The sequence below is a fragment of the Pseudomonas sp. UMAB-40 genome, from assembly GCF_900095275.1.
Taxonomy (GTDB): Bacteria; Pseudomonadota; Gammaproteobacteria; order Pseudomonadales; family Pseudomonadaceae; genus Aquipseudomonas; species Aquipseudomonas mandelii_B.
The window spans coordinates 52,030-76,248 of sequence record NZ_LT607576.1; the positions used below are offsets into that span (position 1 = coordinate 52,030).

Below are 24,219 nucleotides of genomic sequence, written 5' to 3' on the forward strand. Positions count from 1 at the left end.
AAAAAGGAGTCGGGTATGCGCAGGATTTTCGCGGTCGGGTTGGTGACGTTGATGTTAGCGGGTTGCGGTGGTCCGAAACTGGACGGCACCAGTGACGAGAGCCTCACGGCATCGCTGGACAAGGTCACGGCAGACTTGCCGCAAGACAAGAAAGCCCAACTCCTTGAAGACTTGAAACTCATCACCTTCAGCAATATCGGCGAGGCTCTGACTGGCCAGATCACGGCTGAGCAAGCCAAAAACAACGTGCGCACGACGCTCAACGGTAAAACCGCCGAAGACGTCGCCGTCATCGCCGCCAACCTGCGCACCGAGCGTGCCCTCAAAGAAAAACAACAAGCCCTGGCCGAGATCAAGCAGCTGCAGGATATCCAGCAGATGGCGGAAAAAGCCAAGGTCGAGATGGCCAAGTTCCAGATTCTCAAGTCGGAATTTTATTTCACCGAGAAGAACAAGAATGTTGCGGCGCCGCACGGTCAACCGGTGGTGGTAGCAAAGGTCAAGAATGGCACGACGTACTCTGTGGCTCGTGTTGGTTTTAAAGGCACCGTGGCCAGCCCGGGCCGTGCCACGCCATGGTTTGTCGGCACAGTCGAATTGCCGATTCCCGGCGGTATAGAGCCGGGCGAGTCGCCGACCTGGGAAATCACGCCGAACCAGTTCAGCGACTGGGGCAAGCTTGATGCGCCCGCAGAAGCGCTGTTCAGCCTGGAAATCATCAAACTGGTGGGTGCCGACGGCACGCTGTTGTTTGATGCCAGCGGCCTGACTCCGCAGCAGATCGAGCGCCTGCAGGCGCTGCAAGACAAATACGCCGCTAACTAATCAACGACATAACCGAGGACCCGCGCCAGCGGGCTTTCGGCTGCATGGAAGAAGTCGGGAAAGGAGTCGAGTTGTGGGTGTGGGCAAGAAGGTTTTGGGGCTGATTGCGCTGTTACTGATGTTGGCGCTGTGGGCCAGTTATTTTTATGTGTTCAAGGAAAACCGTGACGGCCAGTTGGGTGGAGCCTTCGACAGTACGGCCTGGTGCGGCACGCCACCGGCCAGCGACGCCGCGCTGCTGGGCAAGGATCAACTGACGCTGCGCATCACCAACTCGGTGCGCGGCGAGTTCATGCTCAGTGGTGCCGTGGTGGTGTCCGAGCGCACCTTCAACCGCTACGACCTGGGCCGCAACGAACTGCGCCTTCGTCTGGAACCCTTGCAGTGGTCGTTCGGCGTCACGCCGATTTTCCTTGAGCAGGTCAAGGTCCAGCCGCTGAGCCGCAACCTCGCGTCGGCCAACAAAAGCGCCTACGCAGAACTCGAGCCAAGGCCCATCGGGGTGCAGGGCCGGGCCACGGATTTTCCCTTCGATACCTACCGTTATGGCTACAAACCGGTGCTGTATTACCTCAAGGGCAACGAGCGCATCGACCTGAGGTTCAAAAACATCACCACGCTGATGGAGATGTCGAACACCTTCACCCCGATCCAGAAGTACAACCGCGTCGACTACATCAACGAACGCAACTCGATGGTCCGCGATGAAGACTACAAGGCTTATGGCGCCCACGAGTGCGCGTTCAGCGTCGAGCGCAAAGGCTCGTTCAAGGTAATCGTGCTGCTCTTGTTGCTGGTGATGTGCCTGCCGCTGCTGCATGTGTTCTATCGCGATGAACCGGGGATCGATTTTCTCGCCACGCTGGTGAGTATCGGCGCTATACGGGTGTTGCTGGTGGGGCCGATGAAAGACTTCCAGCTGTACACCATCGACTTCCTGTTCGCCGGGGTGATTATCCTGGTGGGCACGGTGTCGCTGATCAAGGCGATGCGGGCGAACAGCCGGCGGGAGTTGGCGTTGAAGAGTGGTTCTTCGTGGTAAGTCTGATCTGAAACCGAGTTGACGCCATCGCGGGCAAGCCAAGCTCCCACAGGTTTTGCGCAATCCTGTGGGAGCGTGGCTTGCCCGAGAAGGGGCCGTTGGATCAGACCCCAATCATTTCAACGCCGGATCAGCCATGTTCATGGCCTTCCAGCCTTGCAACAGCACCTGCGCCTTCGGTTCCTGCCCGTTATCCAGGTAATACTGGATCAGCGATAACCGCGCATTGCGGTTGGCCGGCTGCACTTTCAACAACCGCTCCAGCTCTGCACAGGCCTCATCGACCTTACCGCTGTCGTGCAACGCCACGGCCAGCACGTAGCCGTATTGGGCGTTCTGCGGTTCCAGTTGCGCGGCTTTGCGCAAGGCGGGCATGGCTTGGGCTGATTGGCCCGCACGCACCAGCGCCAAGCCCTGGGTGTGTTGCAGCAGGGCGGCGTCCGGGTGTTCTTTGAGGCTTTGTGCCAACAGCGTCTGCGCTTCCTGGCCGCGTCCATTGGCTTCCAGCCATTGCACCAGCGTCACCAGCGCCGGGTAGAAATCCGGATCACGCTTGAGGGCGGTGCGCAGCAGCGATTCGACTTCGTCGTTGCGCCCGCTGGCCTGGTAGAGCATCGCCAGGTTCAGGTTGGCCTCGGCGCGTTCGGCCAGGCTTTTTTGCACCGCTTCGTATTCGGCAATGGCCGCGTTCCAGTTGGCCTGGGCGCTGCCCAATCCGTTGCGCGCGACGCTCAGCAGGTCCCGGGCCGCGACGATCCGCACCGCCTTGACCGGATCGCCCAGCAAAGGCGTCAGCAGCGGCGCACGCTCCGGTGGCGGCAGGAACGCGCTGATGGCCCGTACTGCGCTTTCACGCACCTGCGGTGCCGGGTTGCTCAAGTCCTTGGTCGCGAGTTTCAACGCCTGTTCGCTCGGGTACAGCGGTAATTCTGCGATCAAGGTCGCACGCTGAATCGCCGGCAGGTTGCTGCGCTGCAACTGCTCGTACAAGGCTTGCGCGGCGCCGGGTTGACCGTTGCGAATCAGCCACAGGCTTTCGTCGTAACGTGGCGCCTGCGCCGTGGTGGTGGTGTTCCAGAGCTTGAATTGCTCGGTGACCTTGTCGCCGGCCTTGCCCTGGTGACAGGTCAGGCAGGCGTCCGGCGTGCCGAGTTTTTTCGCCCGCTCCGGGTTGGGAATGCTGAAGCTGTGGTCATGCCGGAAGTCGTTGCCCATGTAGAACTTGCCGGGCATGTGGCAATCCACGCATTGGGAGCCAGGCTGGCCCGGGGTGTGGCGGGTGTGCTCGATGGAATCGTAGTTTTTGGCTTGCAAACCCTTGCCGTCGACGCCCGTCACTGAAGTCTTGCCGGCGGTGGTGTGGCATTGCAGGCACACGCCGTTGCCCGGTGCCTTGAGTTCGGTGCTGTGAGGGTTGTGGCAGTTGCTGCAACGCACGCCCTTGTCGAACATTTTGCTTTGGGCAAAGGAGCCGTGCTCGAACACTTCATCCTTGATCTTGCCGTCCAGCGCATACAACTCGCGGGTCAGGGTGCTCGGCAGGTAGTCGTCCATCAAGCGCTTGCCAACGGTGTAGCCGTCGTCCAGTGGTGCGCGGCGCGAATGGCAGCGGGCACAGGTTTCGATTTCGACCGTGGCGTCCTTGTCCTTGAGGTCGACCGCAAAGCCGGCGTGGATCAGATCGCCTTTTTTTGCTGTCCATTCCAGGTGGTTAGACGCAGGCCCGTGGCACGCCTGACAGCCGACTCCGAGGCTGTTCCACTGACTGTCGAAGGTGTTTTTGGCCGCGTCGAAATTGCGCTTGTAGCCGGTGGTGTGACACTCGACGCACATGAAATTGGCGTTCTGGCTCGGCTTGCTCCAGTGCAGCGGGTTCTTGAAATTCACGCCCTGGCCCGGATAGAGGTGGAACCAGCGGTTTTTCTCGGTATCCCAGGCCACGCCCAGCGCTTGCAAGCGACCTTCACCCACCTCGATCAGGTATTGCTGCAACGGCGCGATGCCGAAGGTGTAGGCCACTTTGAAGTCGGCGTTCTTGCCATCAATGCCGGGCGTGTTGACCCAGAAACCGTCGTCCTTGCGCGAAAACCAGGTGGTTTCGTTTTGCGCCTTGAACGTGACGTTATTGAAGTCGCCCAGCATCGTCTCGGCATTGGCTTCCTGCATCGCCAATTGGTGATGGGAGCCTTGCCAATCCTTCATCTGCTCGCTGTGACAGCCCTGGCACTGTTGCTCATCAACCATCTTCGTCGGTGTCACGACGACGGTTTGCGGTTTGGCCGGCTGAACGGCTGGCGTACTGACGGGCACGGTTTTGATCGGCGCTGGCGTGCTGCTCAGCAGAAACCAGCCGATCGCCGCCACGGCCACCAGCAATACGCCGATGGTGACGGGAAACAGGTAGCGGTTAATCAGGGTCGGTGGCGAATCAGGGCTTGCCTGTGCTGCTTTATTTTTAGAGTTCGGCATGGCGACTTCCGTAGTCCAGTTGCGTTTGCCGTCAGGCGCGCATTCAAGCTAGGTGCAGCTTTGCCGGATGCTCTGCGTCTGTCAAATGGTGCGGTGGGAAACCTTATGAAGTGATCCCGATTGCACGGCCGGGCAGGCGCCGCATCACTCAATACTCAGCACGAGCCAACCGGTTGTAGCGGCTGATCAGCGAGTCATACCCTCGCGTAACGGCGTAAAAGTCATCACTCAAGCGCTGCGGCTCAGCCTTGTTCTGCCAATCCCTGTGCAACGTGTTCAACGCATTGAGGTATTTCTGCGTCGGCCCGGCAATGTCGAACCACAGATAGCGCGGCACTTTGTTGCGTTCCGGTTCGGGTAATTGCGTGCGAACGAATGGCTGTCCGCTGTCCCACGCCCGTTGCAGTTCCCCAGTGGTTTTCGCCAGCGCCTGCGGCGTCAGAGTCCGGTTTTTTACCCCTTCACTGACCAGGTTCAACGTATCCCTGGCCTGAATCATGTAAGCCAGCAGATGCCAATGAATGTCCTTGCCCAAACGCGCTTCGATCAGTTTCAGCTGAGCCTGCCGCTGTTCATAGTCCAGCGCTTCGACGCGTTGTCTCAAGGCCGTCGAGGTCGCGAGGTATGTGTCCGCCCTGGGCTGGAATTGCCCGGCAAAATCAGGCGGCAACACGTAGGAGGGCGCTGAATAGGTGGATTGCTGGTAAAAGCCAATTCTCAGCGTCAGGGGCGTCACCCCTTCCAGAGCCTGCACGTAACGGTCGGCCATCATCGCTAACGGCTTGTCATACTCAAGAATAGTGAGTCTCTCGCTGATTTTCTGCGAACAGACATCCCGTTGGGCGACGGGCGCATCACTGAAGCCGCCATCGTCGAAATCATGTTTGTTGGCCATCCAGTCCCGCACCGGTTCCACGGGTTGTTCCGGTGAGGTGTAGCGCTCATAAGCAACGCGCCAAGGCACATCGACCCGATTCAGACAATTGATTACCGGGCTCAATGCATTGGCCTGCGCGGTGACGGGTGCATCGTGTGTGTCCAGCCACAGGTCGAACGTTGTCAGGGGCTTTCCGGCCCCGAACATTCCCAGGGCAATCAACCCCCAGAAGATCCCCACGGGAAACATCCATTCCCGATTCATCGCCCGGCCTCCTTGCCGTACCACTGCTCATGGGTGGCCGGTGCAGAGCATTCGGCCGCGCTGGCCGGCATGCGGCTGCACAAGCGCTCGGTCAATTGTTGCAGCCCCTGATTGCGGTTGACCGTGCCTTGGCTGGAAATGACTTTGAACACGCCGAGCAGGGCGACCAGCACCAGAATGCCGACGCCCATCAGGCCATACTTGAATAGCGGGCTGGATTGTTCCCAGGAGACGCGGGTCTTGATCTGGCGCCTGCGTACCAGGCCGACACCCAGCAACGTGCTGACATACACGGCGCTGGCAAGCGGACCGTAGACATAGCCGAGCCCGGCCGCCATGGCCGCGCAAGGCATCAAGTCGCGCAGTATGCCAAGTGGCGGCGGATTGAACCCGGGCAACAGGCGGGCGCTGATTCGATCGTCCAACAGCCAGAACCGATGGGCGAGTTGATGCATTAGCCAGTTGAGTACCCAACCGCCCACGGCGTAAATCACCGACCAGAACACCGCGACACTGATCAAGGCTCCCAGCCGGGCGCCGTCGGGCGCGTATTGAACAAAAGTACCGACCAGACAGGCCAGGACAATACCCAGGTACATCGGCCAACTGTCATACGCATGTTCCCAGTCACGCCAGAAGAACGGCGTGCCGCCGGGCAGGTCTGCGCAGATGTCCGGGTGGTTGGCGTACAACGCAGAGCTGAGCTTGCGACAGTGCACCCAATCGTCTTCGCGCAAGCGTCGGGCCAGGGCGCGGCGCTGACTGAATGGGCCCGGCGCCAGCAGCAAGTGGGCGGCGCGATGCTCCGGGGTGGCAGCGGGTTCTGCGGCGAGACGCCGTTGCCCGGCCAGGAATATCGGTGCCTCACGACGCTCGGCCAAGCGCTTGCGCTGCTGCGCCAGCTCTACGATCAGCTCTTCGTCCAGTTCCAGGCGCTGCCAGAGACCGAACCAGTGAAAGGTTTGCATCGCCCATTCGAGCAGTGTTTCGGACGTCTCGAAGTGGTCGACGCAATGCCTCAGTACCGCATCTTCCATGACATCGGCCGCGCCATGCTCGAGGGCGGCGGCATACCGTTGTTCGAGCTCGACACGGCTGACACCGTCCAGCGAACGGGTGACCCGTTGCAGCGTGTCGACTTCCACCACCGACAGCCCGCTCAGGTCCCACGGGGCATCGTCCCCCGCGTCATCCTCGCGCAATTGCTCCCATTCCTTGATGCTCAGCGCGTGCTCATACGCCTCACGCAGGCGCTGAAAGCCCTCGGGGTCTTCATCCGGGCGCGTCTGTTTGAGCAGGATGGCGTATTGGCGTTTGATACTGCGTGTATCGGCATCGGCCGGGAGGCCAAGGATGGTCCAGCAACTCATTGCGTGTGCAACTCCATGAAAACCCGCGACGCGTCCACTAGTGGCAATTTGATTTTGCGCACCCTACCTGTTTCGCGTCGAAAAGTCCTCGGGGATTACCTTCAGGCACCGACAAACGTTTACTGCAGTCCGGCGTAACGCTTTTTTTATTGCACTTGCTCGGGAGCGGGCGCATCGAACGGATAGATTTGGCGCCATTCGGATGCCATATCCACAATCGTCCAGCCACGGGTTTTGGCTTCGTCCAGGGCCTTGTCCAGACGCCCGATCTGCGATTGACGGTCATAGGCCCATTCGCGCTTGGCGTCGGTGTGGTGCACCAACCCCATGAAGCGTTTGCCCGGCCCGGCGGCGGTCCACTGCAGCATTTGCAGGTCGCCATCGGAGTTGCCGAACGCGAGGATCGGCCGGCGCCCGATCACCGCGTCGATGCTTTCCGGTTTGCCCGGGCCGTCGTCGTTGTGGGCCAGTTTCGGGGTGCGCACGATCGAGGCTTTGCCGTCCTTGAACTGGAACGCGGTGACAAAGGTGGTGCCGATCACTTGCTCGGGTGGAATGCCGTAGACCTTCTCGGCAAAGGCGCGCATGAACGCGGTGTCGCCCCCGGAGACGATGTAGGTCTTGAAGTCCTGGCTGCGCAGGTAATCGAGCATTTCCAGCATCGGCTGGAAGATCATCTCGGTGTACGGCTTGCCGGTTTTCGGATGTTTGGCTTGGCTCAGCCAGGTCTTGGCGTAGTCATCGAAGGCGTCGGTAGTCATGCCAGTGTGGGTGGCGCCGAAGATCTTCAGGATGCCGTCCATACCGGTGGCAGCCAGGGCCTGGTGATCGTTTTCCAGCACCGCTTTGAAGGGCTGGGTGGTTTTCCATTCCGGGTGTTGCGGTGCGGTGCGCTTGACCTCTTCGAGGGCAAACAGCAACTCGAAATACATTGGTTGTTCGCTCCACAACGTGCCGTCATTGTCGAAGACGGCGATGCGGTCCTCGGGTTTGACGAAGTCCTTGCTGGATTGGTCGGTGACTGCCTGGACGAACTCGATGATGTTTTTCTTCGATGGACCGTCGTTCCACGAGGGCAAGGGTTCGGCCGCGAAGGCCAGCAGCGGTATGCTCAAGGCCAACGCAAACAATAGCTTCAGCCCGTGGCGTTGACGGATCGATATTGGGTTCGTCATGGGAAGTCCTTCTCGTAAACAGGGCTAAGTGGGCCTAAGGCGTGAGCAAAAGGAGACGGGTTGCGGTTGGCCTGACTATCCGCCAGGCGTGTCGATCGGGGGGGGCTCCTGCGGTCTATGGGGTGGGAATTCATGGTTTAGCCGGCACGGGGTTTAGCAGCGGCATTTTCCACTGGCCGCTGGCAACTTCGGGTTGTGGCAGGTAAAGGCGCAAGACCCCATAGAACGGACCTTCCGGCGCGGGCAGCCAGTTGCTTTGCAGGTCCTTGGCCGGTGCACTGTTTTGCAGATAAAGGGTCAAGCCACCGTCGATGTCGAGCTTGAGATCGGGCAGCATCCGCGAATTGATCAGGTAGCGATTCAACGGGTTGGCCACCAGTAACTTGTTCTTGCTGTCGTACATCGTCAGCGACCAGAACGCATCGGCCGGGGGCAGGGCGCCTTTGTCGAAATGCAGGGTGTAATCGTGTTTCGAGGCGTCGAGCGGCTTGCCGTCCTTGTCGATGAAATAGCCGATGTAATTGGCCTCTTCGGCCGAGTTGCCGAAAATCCCCAGGTTGGCGCCAGCGTAGCGGTACAGGTAATTGCCCTTGAGGTGATCGCGAGTGCCGTAGAAATCGCCGCTGGTGACCTCGTGAGTATCGACTTTGTCTTTCTTGAACCGGGCGAATTCCGCCTTGGCATCACTGATACCGTCTTCCAGGGCCTGGCGTTGTTCTGCGGTGAAGTCGTGCAGGTTGAAAGGCTCGCCGGCCTCGATGCCGATGGTCTTGAAGCGCGCGAGCAAGTCCTTTTCCGCGTCCTGCGCCGGGGCGAAGGCCAGCATGAAGTTAAGGTAGCGGAACAGATCAGGGGTATCGCTCATGGTCGGGGTGGGTTTGGGCCAGGCAATCTTCGGCGCGGCGGATGGGGCCTTCTGCTTGACGTAGTGGCTCAGCGTTTCGACCTTGTAGCCTTTCTGAATCTTCTTGACCTGGGCCAGGTCCTTTTCATCGAACAGCTGCGTGCGATACAGGGCATAGGCGATGTGGGTTTCACTGCGCAACAGGCGATCCATTTTTACCGGTTGCTGACCCTGCCAGTTGGGGCCTGCGACCATGAAATGCCCGCCGTTGTTGCCCGTACTGCGGGTGCCCAGGTACGCGAAGTTTTGCGTGTAGGCGTCGATCAATTGCACGGAGTAATAACGATGCTCGTCGATGGGTGGCAAGGTCAGCACAACGGGTTCGGCGCGCAGGTCCATCCACACAAAGGAGTAGGGCGTGTCTGCGTTGGGTGTGACGAACGCGGTGTCCTTGGCGGTGAACGCCTTCGCGGTGTTGCCGATCCGGTTGAACGGCGCCTTGAAGTTCGCGCTCTTTTTGTCCACGGCCTGGGTGTAGAGGGTTTTGTACATCTCCACCACCGGGAAGCCATACAGGTAGGCCTCCTTGGCGATGCCCCGGGCTTCTTCGGGAGTAGCAGTGAAGTCGGCCCAGGTGCTGGTGCTCAGGGCGAGCGAGAGCGCGGTGAGCAACAGGCGGTTAGTCATAGTGAACCCTTGGGCGTCATTTCACCGCTGTGACGGCGTCGAGTACCGGACGGGATGGGGGGGCGATCGCCATAGAACCCGTGTAGAAACAAAGGATCGCTTCTTGGGCCGGCAGACTGTTTTCCAGCGCAGCCTTGCGGATTTGGGTATCGAGGTCCTGGGCACCGACGCCACAACTGACGAACATGGTCATCAGGCTGTAGCCGGCCAAGCGAATTGCACAGTACATACGAGACTCCTATTTGCCGAAAGGCAGTTGTGTCGCGGTTGCCACTGCTGCGTAATCTCTTTCCTATCAAGCCTGTATGACATGTTTGTTGAAGTTAGCAGCTAACGTCGGATTCGCCAGCCGGACGGGGGCTTTGGATGTTTGTTCAGGTTTTCGGTATTTTTTGTGCATTGAAATTGAATGCAAACCTGAGGCTTGGGTGATGTGGCAGAAAAGCCATCGCGGGCAAGCCTGGCACCTGCAAGAGAACGCGGTGTGGTGATCGACTTGCCCGAGAAAGGTGTTGATGAGGTGGCGCTGGACGCTTGACCCCCTGCAATGTTCAGCGTTTTTTCATCTGTTCGCGTATCCGTTCTTCCTGCTCACGCAGTTGCGGAGTGAATTCCTCGCCGAAATCTTCCGCCCCGTATATAGGGCGGATCTCGATCTCCGCTTCGGTGCCCGGCATCGGGTTGGGGCAGCGTTTGACCCATTCGATCGCTTCCTCTTTTGACTTGACCTCCCAAATCCAGTAACCGGCAATCAGCTCCTTGGTTTCGGCGAACGGGCCGTCGATGATCGTGCGCTTTTCGCCGGAGAAACGCACCCGGGCGCCTTTGCTGCTCGGTTGCAGGCCGTCGCAGTCGATAAGGATGCCGGCCTTGGTCAGTTCCTCGTTGTAGTTGCCCATCGCGGTCATCAGTTCCTCGGTGGGCAGCACACCGGCCTCGGAGTCCGGGCTGGCTTTTACAATGATCATGAATCGCATGGTTTTATCTCCGCTGGAGGGTGGGTGATTCACTGTCTAGTCGAATGGGCGTGAGCCGAATCGACAGGCAATGTGTGAAATGTAGAGGCGGTGTCTGCCTTTCATCTTGAACACCGGGTGGAGGCGGGAGAGGGCGGTACGCTATACATCGGCTGCGCGAACTGTTCGGCTGTCGGTGGTGCGTTGATATGCGCCGGATTTTCGAGACGCGGCACCAAAATGTGCTGCGGTTGCTGAGACAGTGGGCACGCATCCGACCCTGTAGAAGGTCGCCTGCTCACGATAGCGGACCGACATTCAAAATGAATATCGACTAATACACCGCTATCGCGAGCAGGCTCGCTCCTACAGGTTTCTGTGTCGTTTGGAAGAGTTGTATCCAGTTTAGGGGGCGACACTTCACAATTTGTATCCGGGCATAGGTCGTCGGCCCATTTCGTGGTTAACTTCGGCCTCTTCAAAATTCTCCACAACAACGTCAGAAGGACTCCGTTCATGGCTCAAGTCACTCTTAAAGGCTCCCCGGTTCAAGTCAACGGCCAACTGCCACAAGCCGGTTCCAAGGCGCCAGCCTTTTCCCTGGTTGCCGGCAATCTGTCGGACGTGACCCTGGCGAGCTTCGCCGGCAAGCGCAAAGTGCTGAACATCTTCCCAAGCGTCGACACCCCGACCTGCGCCACTTCGGTACGTAAGTTCAACGCCCAGGCCAACGACATCGCCAACACCGTGGTGCTGTGCATCTCCGCTGACCTCCCGTTCGCCCAAGCACGCTTCTGCGGCGCCGAAGGCCTGGAAAACGTGCAAAACCTGTCGACCCTGCGCGGTGCCGAGTTCATCGAGAACTACGGTGTTGCCATCGCTGACGGCCCGCTCAAAGGCCTGACTGCCCGTGCCGTCGTGGTACTGGACGAAAACGACAACGTGCTGCACAGCGAACTGGTCAAGGAAATCGCTGAAGAACCGGACTACGAAGCGGCACTGGCCGTTCTGAAATAAGTAAAGCATTACAATTGTTAACGGCCTGAGGGGGCATTCTCAGTTAATTTCCCCGCCGCGTTGTCGCCTTAAAGCGGGCCAGGCAAGGCGCAGGCCGCTGGGAATGGTTGTTCCCTTTCCAAGGCCTGCAACGCATGCTGGCCCGCTTTAAGGCACAACCCGAAGGGCCGGGCCTGCTGTTGTGCAGGGCTGCGTTGCTCGAAGCTTATTTGGAATGACCAAACCACGCTTCTCGCGCCTTGCCCTGCACAACAGCAGACCCGGCGCGGCGGGGTAATTAGCTGAGAACGCCCCCTCTGTCCAGGCCGTTTTCATTTGTGCTTCAGTGTCTTAGATAAACCTCCTGTTACGTAAGCCGAAGGTAAATTGCCGGTAAAGGCGCTTTGCTTAATACCCACCAGTGCTTATCGTTCAGCCTCCTGTAGAAAGAAGCTCACGCGCCCAATGGTTGATCATTCCATGCAATCCTCCGCTTCCCGTAATCCTCGTCGCTGGCTGCTCGGCCTGCTTGTCCTGTTGGTCATTGCGGGCCTGTGCTGGAAATTCTGGCCCGCCGGCACTGCCCAAAAAGACGGAGCTGCGCCGAAAGCCGTGGCCGGTCACACCGGCAAGTCGGGGGGGATGCGTCCGGGCTTCGGTGGGGCGACCGGACCGATCCCGGTGCGCGTGGCGCCGGCGGTCAAGGGTGATTTCCCGCTGTATTACAAGGCGCTGGGCACCGTTACCGCGCTGAACACTATCAATGTGCGCAGCCGCGTTGGCGGCGAATTGATGAAGGTCTCCTTCGAAGAAGGGCAGATGGTCAAGGCCGGCGACTTGCTGGCTGAAATCGATCCGCGCCCATACCAGAACGCCTTGCTCCAGGCCGAAGGCACGCTGCTGCAGAACCAGGCACAACTGAAAAACGCGCAGGTCGACGTCGAGCGTTATCGCGGCTTGTTCAAGGAAGACAGTATCGCCAAGCAAACCCTGGACACCGCCGAAGCACTGGTCGGCCAGTACCAAGGCACGGTCAAGACCAATCAGGCGGCGGTCAACGATGCCAAGCTCAATCTCGAATTCACCAGGATCCGCGCCCCGATTGCCGGGCGCGTAGGCCTGCGGCAGCTGGACGTCGGCAACCTGGTGGCGGCCAACGACACCACGGCGCTGGCGATCATCACCCAGACCCAGCCGATCAGCGTCGCCTTCACCTTGCCGGAAAACAGCCTCGACGTCGTCCTGGCGCGCTATCGCACCGGCGCCAAACTGCCGGCCGAAGCCTGGGACCGTGGCGACACCAAGTTGCAGGCCACCGGCGTGTTGCAGAGCCTGGACAACCAGATCGACGTGACCACCGGCACCCTGAAATTCAAGGCGCGCTATGAGAACCGTGACCAGGCGCTGTTCCCTAATCAGTTCGTCAACGTCCACTTGCTGGCCGACACCCTTAAGGATGTGGTGCTCGCACCGTCGGCGGCGATTCAATTCGGCACCAACGGCACCTTCGTCTACGCCCTGGACGGCGACAAGAAAGTCGCGATCCGCCAATTGAAAGTCGGCGCCAGTGACGGTGAAAACACCGTGATTACCGAAGGCCTGGCCCCCGGAGACCGCGTCGTCCTCGAAGGCACCGACCGCCTCAAAGAAGGCAGTGAAGTGGAAGTGGTCAACGACACCCAGGACGTACCGACCAGTCCGACCGGCCATCTGCAAGGCAAATCGGCAGCCAGCTCGACTGAGCCGGCGACCACCGACAAGGCGAAAAAGGGCGGCGCATGAACATCTCGCGGCTGTTCATCCTTCGCCCGGTCGCCACCACGCTGAGCATGCTGGCCATTATCCTGGCCGGCGTGATTGCTTATCGGCTGCTGCCGGTGTCGGCGTTGCCTCAAGTCGATTACCCGACCATCCGCGTCATGACGCTGTATCCCGGCGCCAGCCCGGATGTCATGACCAGCGCCGTGACCGCGCCGCTGGAGCGTCAGTTCGGGCAGATGCCCGGCCTGACCCAGATGGCGTCGACCAGTTCCGGTGGCGCCTCGGTGCTGACCCTGCGTTTCAGCCTCGACATCAACATGGACGTCGCCGAGCAGCAGGTGCAGGCCGCGATCAACGCCGCGACCAATCTGCTGCCCAAGGACCTGCCGGCGCCGCCGGTGTACAACAAAGTCAACCCGGCGGACACCCCGGTGCTGACCCTGGCCATCACCTCCAAAACCATGTTGTTGCCCAAGCTCAATGACCTGGTCGATACGCGCATGGCGCAGAAAATCGCCCAGATCAGCGGCGTCGGTATGGTCAGCATTGCCGGCGGCCAGCGTCAGGCGGTGCGGATCAAGGTTAATCCGGAGGCATTGGCAGCCAATGGCTTGAACCTGTCGGATGTGCGCACCCTGATCGGCGCGTCCAACGTCAACCAGCCCAAGGGCAACTTCGATGGCCCGACCCGGGTGTCGATGCTCGATGCCAACGACCAACTGACCTCGCCCAAGGACTACGCCAACCTGATCCTGGCCTACGCCAACGGTGCGCCGTTGCGGTTGAAGGATGTGGCGGAAATCGTCGATGGCGCGGAAAACGAGCGGCTGGCGGCATGGGCCAATGAAAACCAGGCGGTGCTGCTGAACATTCAGCGCCAGCCAGGTGCCAACGTTATCGAGGTGGTCGACCGGATCAAGGCCTTGCTGCCGAGCATCACCGACAACCTGCCGGCCGGCCTCGACGTCACGGTCCTCACCGACCGCACCCAGACCATCCGCGCCTCCGTCACCGACGTGCAGCACGAATTGCTGATCGCCATCGCGCTGGTGGTCATGGTCACGTTCCTGTTCCTGCGTCGGTTCAGCGCCACGATCATTCCGTCGGTGGCCGTGCCGCTGTCGTTGATCGGCACTTTCGGCGTGATGTACCTCGCCGGTTTCTCGGTCAACAACCTGACCTTGATGGCCCTGACCATCGCCACCGGTTTCGTGGTGGACGATGCGATCGTGATGCTGGAGAACATTTCCCGGTATATCGAAGAAGGGGACAGTCCCCTTAATGCTGCGTTGAAGGGCGCCAAGCAGATCGGCTTCACCCTGATTTCCCTGACCCTGTCGTTGATCGCGGTACTGATCCCGCTGCTATTCATGGCGGACGTGGTGGGGCGCTTGTTCCGTGAGTTCGCCATCACCCTGGCGGTGGCGATCCTGATTTCCCTGGTCGTGTCCCTGACCCTGACGCCGATGATGTGCGCGCGGTTGCTCAAGCGTGAACCCAAGGAAGAAGATCAGGGCCGTTTTTACCGGGCCAGCGGTGCAACAATTGATTGGATGATCGCGGCTTACGGCCGCAAGTTAAAGTGGGTTCTCAAGCATCAACCACTTACGCTGATGGTGGCCATCGGCACCCTGGCGTTGACGGTGTTCTTGTACTTGGTCGTGCCCAAGGGTTTTTTCCCGGTGCAGGACACGGGCGTTATTCAGGGCATTTCCGAAGCGCCGCAGTCGATTTCCTTTGCGGCGATGAGTGAGCGGCAGCAGGAACTGGCCAAGGTGATCCTGGCCGATCCTGCGGTGGAGAGCCTGTCGTCCTACATCGGTGTCGACGGTGACAACTCGACGCTCAACAGCGGTCGCCTGCTGATCAACCTCAAGTCGCACAGTAACCGCGACCTGAGCGCCACCGAGGTGATCGCCCGCCTGCAACCGGAACTGGACAAGCTTGTCGGCATTCGCCTATTCATGCAGCCGGTGCAGGACTTGACCATCGAAGACCGCGTCAGCCGCACGCAATACCAGTTCAGCATGTCGTCGCCCGATTCCGAGTTGCTCAGCCTGTGGAGCGGTCGTCTGGTGGACGCACTGGCGCAACGGCCGGAGTTGACCGACGTCGCCAGCGACCTGCAAGACAAAGGTTTGCAGGTTTATCTGGTGATCGACCGCGATGCCGCGTCGCGGGTCGGCGTATCGGTGTCGAACATCACCGATGCGCTGTACGACGCCTTCGGCCAGCGGCAGATTTCCACCATCTATACCCAGGCCAGCCAGTACCGCGTGGTCCTGCAATCGCAGTCCGGCGAGAAGATCGGCCCGGACGCGTTGAATCAGATTCACGTGAAGACCACCGACGGCGGGCAAGTGCGCCTGTCCAGCCTGGCGCACATCGAGGAGCGGCAGGCGCAACTGGCGATCACCCACATCGGCCAGTTCCCGGCGGTGATGATGTCCTTCAACCTCGCACCCGGCGTGGCGCTGGGGCATGCGGTGGAAATCATCGAACAAGTGCAGAAAGACATCGGCATGCCGATTGGCGTGCAAACCCAGTTCCAGGGCGCGGCCGAGGCATTCCAGGCCTCGTTGTCGAGCACCTTGCTGCTGATTCTGGCGGCGGTGGTGACCATGTACATCGTGCTTGGCGTGCTCTACGAGAGCTACATCCACCCGATCACCATTCTCTCGACCTTGCCCTCGGCGGCGGTCGGCGCCTTGCTGGCCTTGTTGTTGAGCGGCAATGACCTGGGGATGATCGCGATCATCGGCATCATTCTGCTGATCGGCATCGTGAAAAAGAACGCGATCATGATGATCGACTTCGCCCTCGACGCTGAACGCAATCAGGGCATGGATCCGGAAACGGCGATCTATCAGGCGGCTCTGTTGCGTTTCCGGCCGATCCTGATGACCACACTGGCGGCATTGTTTGGTGCGGTGCCGTTGATGCTGGCGACCGGTTCCGGCGCGGAATTGCGCCAGCCGTTGGGCCTGGTGATGGTCGGCGGTTTGCTGGTGAGTCAGGTGCTGACGCTGTTCACCACGCCGGTGATCTATCTGTATTTCGACCGCCTTGGTCGGCGCTGGGGTCGCAAGTCTGAAGCCGCGGAAGCGGTCGAGCAGCCATGAACCTCTCCGGACCTTTCATCAAGCGGCCGGTCGCGACCATGCTGCTGAGCCTGGCGATCATGCTGCTGGGCGGCGTGAGCTTCGGCCTGTTGCCGGTGTCGCCGTTGCCGCAGATGGATTTCCCGGTGATCGTGGTCCAGGCCAGCCTGCCCGGTGCCAGCCCTGAAGTGATGGCCTCGACCGTGGCCACGCCGCTGGAGCGCTCCTTCGGCGCCATCGCCGGGGTCAACACCATGAGCAGCCGATCCAGTCAGGGCTCGACCCGGGTGATTTTGCAGTTCGACCTCGACCGCGACATCAACGGCGCGGCCCGGGAAGTGCAGGCGGCGATCAATGCCTCGCGCAACCTGCTGCCGAGCGGGATGCGCAGCATGCCGACCTACAAGAAGGTCAACCCGTCCCAGGCGCCGATCATGGTGCTGTCGCTGACCTCCGACGTGCTCGAAAAAGGCCAGCTCTACGATTTGGCCTCGACGATCCTGTCCCAGAGCCTCTCCCAGGTGCAGGGCGTCGGTGAGGTGCAGATCGGCGGCAGCTCCTTGCCGGCGGTGCGCATCGAACTCGAGCCCCAGGCGCTCAACCAGTACGGCGTGGCCCTGGACGATGTGCGCAACACCATTGCCAACGCCAACGTGCGCCGGCCCAAGGGCTCGGTCGAAGACGGCCAGCGGCTGTGGCAGGTTCAGGCTAACGATCAACTGGAGAAAGCCAAGGATTACGAGTCGCTGATCATCCACTACGCGGACGGCGCGGCGCTGCGCCTGAAGGATGTGGCCAAGGTCAGCGATGGCGTCGAGGACCGCTACAACAGCGGCTTCTTCAACAATGACGCGGCGGTGCTGCTGGTGATCAACCGCCAGGCCGGCGCCAACATCATCGAGACGGTCAACGAAATCAAGGCGCAGCTGCCGGCGTTGCAGGCGGTGCTGCCGGCCAGCGTCAAGCTGAACGTGGCGATGGACCGCTCGCCGGTGATCAAGGCGACATTGCACGAAGCGGAAATGACCCTGCTGATCGCCGTGGCGTTGGTGATTCTGGTGGTGTTCCTGTTTCTCGGTAACTTCCGCGCCTCGCTGATTCCGACCCTGGCGGTGCCGGTGTCACTGGTCGGCACCTTTGCGGTGATGTACCTCTACGGGTTTTCCCTGAACAACCTGTCGCTGATGGCGCTGATTCTGGCCACCGGGCTGGTGGTGGACGATGCCATCGTGGTGCTGGAGAACATTTCGCGGCACATCGACAAAGGCGTACCGCCGATGAAGGCCGCGTACCTCGGGGCGCAGGAAGTCGGCTTCACGTTACTGTCGATGAACGTCTCGCTGGTGGCGGTGTTCCTGTCGATCCTGTTCATGGGCGGGATTGTCGAAAGCCTGTTCCGCGAATTTTCCATTACGTTGGCGGCGTCCATCGTGGTCTCGCTGGTGGTTTCGCTGACGCTGACGCCGATGCTCTGTGCCCGTTGGCTCAAGCCACACACGCCGGGGCAGGAAAACCGTTTGCAGCGCTGGAGCCAGCGGGCCAACGAGTGGATGGTCGGCAAATACGCCACCAGCCTCGACTGGGTGCTGCGTCACCGTCGGTTGACCTTGCTCAGCCTGTTCGTGACAGTCGGCGTTAACATCGCGTTGTATGTTGTTGTTCCTAAAACATTTATGCCGCAGCAGGATACCGGTCAACTGATCGGTTTCGTGCGTGGTGACGACGGGCTGTCGTTCAGCGTGATGCAGCCGAAAATGGAAACGTTCCGCCGTGCCGTGCTCAAGGACGACGCGGTTGAAAGCGTCGCCGGGTTCATTGGCGGCACCAACGGCACCAACAACGCCTTCATGCTGGTGCGCTTGAAGCCGATCAAGGAACGCAACATTTCCGCGCAGAAAGTCATCGAACGCCTGCGCAAGGAAATGCCCAAGGTCGCTGGCGCGCAATTGATGCTGATGGCGGATCAGGACCTGCAGTTCGGTGGCGGTCGTGAACAGACCACTGCGCAGTACTCCTACATCTTGCAAAGCGGTGATCTGGGCGCATTGCGCGAGTGGTATCCGAAAGTCGTCGCCGCTTTGAAAGCATTGCCGGAGCTGACGGCGATCGATGCCCGTGAAGGTCGGGGCGCCCAGCAAGTGACGCTGATCGTCGACCGCGATCAGGCGAAACGCTTGGGGGTCGACATGGACATGGTCACCTCGGTGCTTAACAACGCTTACAGCCAGCGGCAGATCTCGACGATTTACGACAGCCTCAACCAATACCAGGTGGTGATGGAGGTCAATCCGAAATACGCCCAGGACCCGATCACGCTCAACCAGGTACAAGTGATCACCGCCGACGGTGCGCGAATTCCGCTGTCGACCATCGCGCACTATGAAAACAGTCTGGAAGACGACCGGGTCAGCCATGAAGGCCAGTTCGCCTCCGAAAGCATTGCCTTCGACATGGCCGAAGGCGTCACGGTGGAGCAGGGCAGTGCCGCCATCGAACGTGCGATTGCCAAGGTGGGCCTGCCGGAAGATGTCATCGCGAAAATGGCCGGCACCGCCGATGCCTTCGCCGCCACCCAGAAGAGCCAGCCGTGGATGATTCTCGGCGCGCTGGTGGCGGTGTATCTGGTGCTGGGTGTGCTGTATGAAAGCTACATTCATCCGCTGACCATCTTGTCGACGTTGCCATCGGCCGGAGTTGGCGCGTTGCTGTCGATCTATGCGCTGGGCGGTGAGTTCAGCCTGATTTCGTTGCTCGGGTTATTCCTGCTCATCGGCGTGGTCAAGAAAAACGCCATCCTGATGATCGACCTGGCGTTGCAACTCGAGCGCCATCAGGGCATGGCGCCGCTGGAATCGATTCGCAGTGCTTGCCTGCAACGTCTGCGGCCGATTCTGATGACCACCCTGGCGGCGATTCTCGGCGCGTTGCCGTTGCTGTTGGGTCGTGCCGAAGGGGCGGAAATGCGCCAGCCGCTGGGCCTGACCATCATCGGCGGGCTGATTTTCAGCCAAGTGCTGACCCTTTACACCACCCCGGTGGTTTACCTCTATCTCGACAAACTGCGCCATCGCTTCAACAAATGGCGTGGCGTGCGTACCGATGCTGCTCTGGAAACTCCGCTATGACTGACCGTTCGCTTATCAATCTGACCACGCCGCTGGCAGCCGCCCGGGGCACGCGTTTGCTGAGCCTGGCGCTGTGCGTGGCGATGCTCAGCGCTTGCGCTGTCGGGCCGGACTACCAGCGCCCGCCAGCGGCCGCGCCGGTGCAATACAAGGAAGCGGCCGGCTGGCGTCAGGCCAGCCCGAGTGATTCCCTGGCCCGAGGTGCCTGGTGGGAGTTGTATGGCGATCAGCAGCTCAACGGCCTGATCGAAAAACTCAACAGCTCCAACCAGACCGTCGCCCAGTCCGAAGCCCAGTACCGCCAGGCCCAGGCCTTGGTGCGCAGCGCCCGGGGTGCATTTTTTCCGACGGTGGACCTGACCGTCGGGAAAAACCGCTCCAGCCAGGGCACCGGCAGCAGCAGTTCGAGCCTGACCAGTTCCTCCAGCGGGATTCGCGACACCTACACCGCGCAGGCCGGGGTCAGTTGGGAAGCGGACATTTGGGGCAAGTTGCGTCGGGGCCTGGAAGCCGACACCGCCAACGCCGAAGCCAGTTTTGCCGATCTGGCAGCGATGCGCCTGAGCCAGCAATCGGAACTGGTGCAGAACTACCTGCAATTGCGGGTGATCGACGAACAGAAACGCCTGTTGGAGGCGACCGTCGAGGCCTATCAGCGCTCGCTGAAAATGACCGAAAACCAGTACCGCGCCGGCGTCTCCGGCAAGGACGCGGTGGCTCAGGCGCAGACCCAGCTCAAAAGCACCCAGGCGGACATGGTCGACCTGATCTGGCAGCGTGCCCAGTTCGAGAACGCCATCGCCGTGCTGATCGGGCTACCACCCGCCGAGTTCAGCCTGGCCGAAACCAAGACCATCCCGGCGTTGCCCGAAGTACCGCTGGGCCTGCCGTCGCAGCTGCTAGAGCGTCGCCCGGACATCGCTTCCGCCGAACGTTCGGTGATGGCGGCCAACGCCAACATCGGCGTGGCGAAGGCCGCCTACTACCCGGACCTGACCCTGAGCCTGAACGGCGGTTACAGCAGCAGCACCTATGCCGACTGGATCAGCGTGCCCAACCGCTTCTGGTCGGTGGGACCGCAACTGGCCATGACCCTGTTTGATGGCGGCCAGCGTTCGGCCGAGGTCGATCGCAGTGAAGCGGCCTACGACGAAACCGTCGCCAAGTACCGCCAGACCGTGCTCGATGGTTTCCGCGAGGTGGAAAACTACCTGGTGCAACTCAAGGTGCTGGAAGACGAAGCCGGCGTGCGCCAGGAAGCACTGGATGCTGCGCGTGAATCCCTGCGCCTGACGCAAAACCAGTACAAGGCCGGGGTGATTGCTTACCTGGATGTAGTGGTGGTGCAGGCCACTGCGTTGAGTAATGAACGCAGTGTGTTGAGCCTGTTGCAGAGTCGGTTGATTGCCAGTGTGCAGCTGATTGCGGCGCTGGGCGGTGGGTGGGACGGGGCGCTTCAAGTCAGCGAAAACAAATAGCACGGCCCCTGTAGCAGCTGCCTCGCAGGCTCGACAGCTGCTACTGCCAAACATGTCGTCATCGGGAGTCAAACAAGCGTTTCATCGGGTTGATGGCCATATGCTTACGTTTGTCAGTGCGTTCTTTTACGCAATCAGTACAATCACCCGATTTGCCCTCCCGAGAACGGAAGCAGTACGGTAGGGCGATCGCGAGAAGTCACATGCTCATCGGTAGCTATTCCCCCACGCTGGTTATCATTTCGCTCTGTGTAGCGATTCTCGCCTCCTATACCGCGCTCGACCTGACCGAACGCATTGCCACCGCCAAAGGCCGGGCCGTGCTCCTATGGACTGCGGGCGGCGCCTTTGCCATGGGCGTGGGCGTGTGGTCGATGCACTTTATCGGCATGCTCGCGTTCACCTTGCCCATCGACCTGGGTTACGACCTCACCCTTACGTCCCTGTCGCTGCTGACCGCGATCCTGTCCTGCGGTTTTGCCCTTTGGCTGGTCAGTCAGCCACGTCTGCCGACCTGGCAACTGGCGTTCGGCGCGTTGATCATGGGCGCCGGGATCAGTGCCATGCATTACACCGGCATGGCGGCCATGCGCATGCAGCCGGGCATCGATTACGACCCGACGTTGTTCGGCGCATCGCTGCTCATCGCCGTCGGCGCTTCCGGCGCCGCGTTATGGATCGCCTTCCGCCTGCGTCAGCACACGCCGTATGTGGGCCTGCTTCGCGCCGGTGCGGCGGTGATCATGGGGCTCGCCATCGTCGGTATGCACTACACCGCCATGGCCGCAGCACGCTTCCCGGACGGCAGTTTCTGTGGCGCCGCCATCAGCGGCTTGAACGGCAAAGGCCTCGACAACCTGGTGCTGATCACCACGCTCGCGGTGTTGAGCATTGCCTTGCTGACCTCGGTTCTCGATGCGCGTCTTGAAGCCCGCACCGCCGACCTGGCGCGCTCGCTCATGGAAGCCAACCGCGAACTGACCCAACTGGCCCTGCACGACACCCTGACCGGTTTGCCCAATCGCATGTTGCTGGCCGATCGCATCGAGCAGGCCATGTCCAAGGTTCAGGAGCAGGGCGGTTGTTTCGCGCTGATGTTCATCGACCTCGACGGCTTCAAACCGGTCAATGATGCTTTCGGTCACCACATGGGCGATCAGTTGTTGCGTGAGGTCGGTTTGCGCCTGCGCGAGGACATGCGCAGTCAGGACACCTTGGCGCGGATCGGCGGTGATGAATTCGTCCTGCTGGTGCGCCTCAGCGAGCCAAACGACGCGTTGAACGTGGCGGCGCGGCAGGTCGGGTTGATCGGCAGTTCGTTCCGGGTCGCCGAACACGACTTGCAGATTTCCGCGAGCCTCGGCATCGCGCTGTACCCGGGCAACGGCCAGACCGCCCAGGAACTGCTGATGAACGCCGACGCGGCGATGTACCACGCCAAGGGGGCCGGGAAAAACGGCTACAGCTTCTTTGACGCGTCGATGAACAGCAACGCGCGCAAACAGCTGCAATTGCTGCAGGATTTGCGCAATGCCCTCGATCAGCAGCAGTTCAGCCTCTATTACCAACCGAAGTTCGACGCCGGCAATGGTCGCCCGGTAGGCGCCGAAGCGCTGCTGCGCTGGGAACATCCGACCCAGGGCATGCTGTTGCCAGACAAGTTTATCGACCTGGCGGAAAGGACCGGGCTGATCATTCCCATTGGTGAATGGGTGCTGAACGAAGCCTGTCGCCAGATGCGCGAGTGGTACGTGCTCGGCTACACCGAGTGGCGCATTGCGGTGAACCTCTCGGCGTTGCAGTTCTGCCATGCGGGCCTGGTCAAGAGCGTCTCCAAAGCCTTGGCCACGCATCAGCTGCCGGCCAACAGTCTGACCCTGGAAATCACTGAAACCACCGCCATGAGCGATGCCGATGCGAGCATGACGGTGCTTCAGGAACTCTCGGAAATGGGCGTCGACCTGTCCATCGATGACTTCGGCACCGGCTATTCGAGCTTGATGTACCTCAAGCGCCTGCCAGCCAACGAACTGAAGATCGACCGTGGTTTCGTCCGCGATCTGGAACACGACAGTGACGACGCCGCCATCGTGTCAGCCATCGTCGCCCTCGGGCAGGCGCTGGGCTTGCGCATCGTCGCCGAAGGCGTGGAAACCGGCGTCCAGCAAGACTTCCTGACCAAACTCGGTTGCGATTCATTGCAGGGCTACCTGCTCGGGCACCCGCTGCCGGCGGATCGCTTCATGGCCGACATTGTTCGTGGGGAACGATTGGCGACGGGCATTGTGCCTGTAGCAGCTGACGAGCCTGCTGTGTGGTGAGGGGCTCCTGTGGCGAGGGGGCTCGACAGCTGCTACAGAGACTCCAATACATACGACGTTGGTAGGGTCACTTGACGTGAGTCCATGCAAAACCGCGCAATGGCGGTTATTCTTGGCCCCGATTGCTTACGCGTGAAGGGGAAAGTCAGCATGGACAAAGTCATTGTCATCACCGGCGGCGGCCGTGGCATCGGCGCTGCAACCGCGCTGTTGGCCGCAGGGCTTGGCTACCGGGTCTGTATCAACTATCAGTCCGACGAATCGGCTGCGCAAAGCGTGCTGGCGCAAGTCCGTGCATTGGGTGCTCAAGCCATTGCAGTGCGCGCCGACGTCAGCATCGAAGACGAAGTGATCAGTCTGTTCCACCGGGTGGACACCGAGCTGGGTCGAGTCACCGCGCTGGTGAATAACGCCGGCACCGTGGGCCACAAGTCCCGCGTCGACGAAATGTCCGAGTTCCGCATTCTCAAAACCCTCAAGACCAACGTCCTGGCACCGATTCTCTGCGCCAAGCACGCGATCATGCGCATGTCGCCCAAGCATGGCGGGCAGGGCGGCAGCATCGTCAATGTGTCCTCAGTGGCTTCGCGTTTGGGCTCGCCCAATGAGTACGTGGATTACGCCGCGTCAAAAGGTGCGCTGGACAGCTTCACCATCGGCCTGTCCAAGGAAGTGGCGGGCGAGGGCATTCGCGTCAACGCGGTGCGTCCGGGGTTTATCTACACCGACTTCCATGCGCTGAGCGGTGATCCGGATCGGGTCAGCAAACTGGAATCGGCGATCCCGATGGCTCGCGGTGGACGGCCGGATGAAGTGGCGGAGGCGATTATCTGGTTGCTGTCGGATAAGGCTTCTTATGCGACCGGGACGTTTGTTGACCTCGGGGGCGGGCGTTAATCCTTGGATTTGTGTCGTCTGGTCTGACGTC

Annotated in this window: 16 protein-coding genes; 9 read left to right on the forward strand and 7 right to left on the reverse strand. The window is 60.6% G+C overall.

Annotation, left to right across the window (positions count from 1 at the left end; all coding sequences use genetic code 11):
* Positions 1-15 precede the first annotated feature (15 nt).
* The gene (locus K0F88_RS28470; protein ID WP_219097441.1) at positions 16-825 is read left to right on the forward strand and encodes a DUF6694 family lipoprotein; all 810 of its coding nucleotides are present in this window, start codon (positions 16-18) and stop codon (positions 823-825) included.
* A gap of 73 nt (positions 826-898) precedes the next feature.
* Positions 899-1,867, forward strand: coding sequence for a hypothetical protein (locus K0F88_RS28475; RefSeq protein WP_094467614.1), 969 nt, complete (start codon positions 899-901; stop codon positions 1,865-1,867).
* A gap of 114 nt (positions 1,868-1,981) precedes the next feature.
* Here the strand turns inward: K0F88_RS28475 and K0F88_RS28480 are convergent, their stop codons facing one another.
* The 7 genes from K0F88_RS28480 to K0F88_RS28510 form a co-directional block, all read right to left on the reverse strand.
* Complete coding sequence (locus K0F88_RS28480; protein WP_094467613.1) at positions 1,982-4,336, reverse strand: tetratricopeptide repeat protein; 2,355 nt, start codon at positions 4,334-4,336, stop codon at positions 1,982-1,984.
* Between the two features lie 148 nt (positions 4,337-4,484).
* Complete coding sequence (locus K0F88_RS28485; RefSeq protein ID WP_219097442.1) at positions 4,485-5,477, reverse strand: DUF3829 domain-containing protein; 993 nt, start codon at positions 5,475-5,477, stop codon at positions 4,485-4,487.
* A complete protein-coding gene (locus K0F88_RS28490; RefSeq protein WP_219097443.1) occupies positions 5,474-6,847 on the reverse strand; it encodes a J domain-containing protein in 1,374 nt (457 codons plus the stop codon). The genes K0F88_RS28485 and K0F88_RS28490 overlap by 4 nt, the downstream gene beginning before the upstream one ends.
* 146 nt (positions 6,848-6,993) lie before the next feature.
* Complete coding sequence (locus K0F88_RS28495) at positions 6,994-8,022, reverse strand: HAD family phosphatase (RefSeq protein WP_094467610.1); 1,029 nt, start codon at positions 8,020-8,022, stop codon at positions 6,994-6,996.
* A gap of 130 nt (positions 8,023-8,152) precedes the next feature.
* A complete protein-coding gene (locus K0F88_RS28500; RefSeq protein WP_219097444.1) occupies positions 8,153-9,553 on the reverse strand; it encodes a DUF1254 domain-containing protein in 1,401 nt (466 codons plus the stop codon).
* Positions 9,554-9,569: 16 nt separating this feature from the next.
* Entirely contained in the window at positions 9,570-9,782 is a 213-nt protein-coding gene (locus tag K0F88_RS28505; protein WP_094467608.1) for a hypothetical protein, read from the reverse strand.
* 322 nt (positions 9,783-10,104) lie between these two features.
* Positions 10,105-10,530 (reverse strand): YciI family protein, encoded by a 426-nt coding sequence (locus K0F88_RS28510; protein WP_094467607.1) that lies wholly within the window; start codon positions 10,528-10,530, stop codon positions 10,105-10,107.
* A gap of 495 nt (positions 10,531-11,025) precedes the next feature.
* Between K0F88_RS28510 and tpx the strand changes: the two genes are divergently transcribed.
* From tpx to K0F88_RS28545, 7 genes are all read left to right on the forward strand, one after another.
* Entirely contained in the window at positions 11,026-11,526 is a 501-nt protein-coding gene (gene tpx / locus K0F88_RS28515; RefSeq protein WP_219097445.1) for a thiol peroxidase, read from the forward strand.
* A 444-nt stretch (positions 11,527-11,970) separates the two neighbouring features.
* Positions 11,971-13,287 carry an MdtA/MuxA family multidrug efflux RND transporter periplasmic adaptor subunit gene (locus tag K0F88_RS28520; RefSeq protein WP_219097446.1) on the forward strand — a complete coding sequence of 439 codons (1,317 nt, stop codon included), beginning with the start codon at positions 11,971-11,973 and terminating at the stop codon, positions 13,285-13,287.
* The gene (locus tag K0F88_RS28525) at positions 13,284-16,388 is read left to right on the forward strand and encodes an MdtB/MuxB family multidrug efflux RND transporter permease subunit (RefSeq protein ID WP_219097447.1); all 3,105 of its coding nucleotides are present in this window, start codon (positions 13,284-13,286) and stop codon (positions 16,386-16,388) included. Before K0F88_RS28520 ends, K0F88_RS28525 begins: the two co-directional genes overlap by 4 nt.
* On the forward strand, positions 16,385-19,492 hold the full coding sequence (locus K0F88_RS28530; protein WP_219097448.1) for an efflux RND transporter permease subunit: 3,108 nt from the start codon (positions 16,385-16,387) through the stop codon (positions 19,490-19,492). Before K0F88_RS28525 ends, K0F88_RS28530 begins: the two co-directional genes overlap by 4 nt.
* Positions 19,489-20,970 carry an efflux transporter outer membrane subunit gene (locus tag K0F88_RS28535; RefSeq protein WP_219097449.1) on the forward strand — a complete coding sequence of 494 codons (1,482 nt, stop codon included), beginning with the start codon at positions 19,489-19,491 and terminating at the stop codon, positions 20,968-20,970. Before K0F88_RS28530 ends, K0F88_RS28535 begins: the two co-directional genes overlap by 4 nt.
* Positions 20,971-21,173: 203 nt before the next feature.
* Positions 21,174-23,291, forward strand: a complete 2,118-nt coding sequence (locus K0F88_RS28540; RefSeq protein ID WP_219097450.1) for a bifunctional diguanylate cyclase/phosphodiesterase — start codon at positions 21,174-21,176, stop codon at positions 23,289-23,291.
* A 150-nt stretch (positions 23,292-23,441) separates the two neighbouring features.
* The gene (locus K0F88_RS28545; RefSeq protein WP_219097451.1) at positions 23,442-24,188 is read left to right on the forward strand and encodes an SDR family oxidoreductase; all 747 of its coding nucleotides are present in this window, start codon (positions 23,442-23,444) and stop codon (positions 24,186-24,188) included.
* The last annotated feature ends 31 nt before the right edge of the window (positions 24,189-24,219 follow it).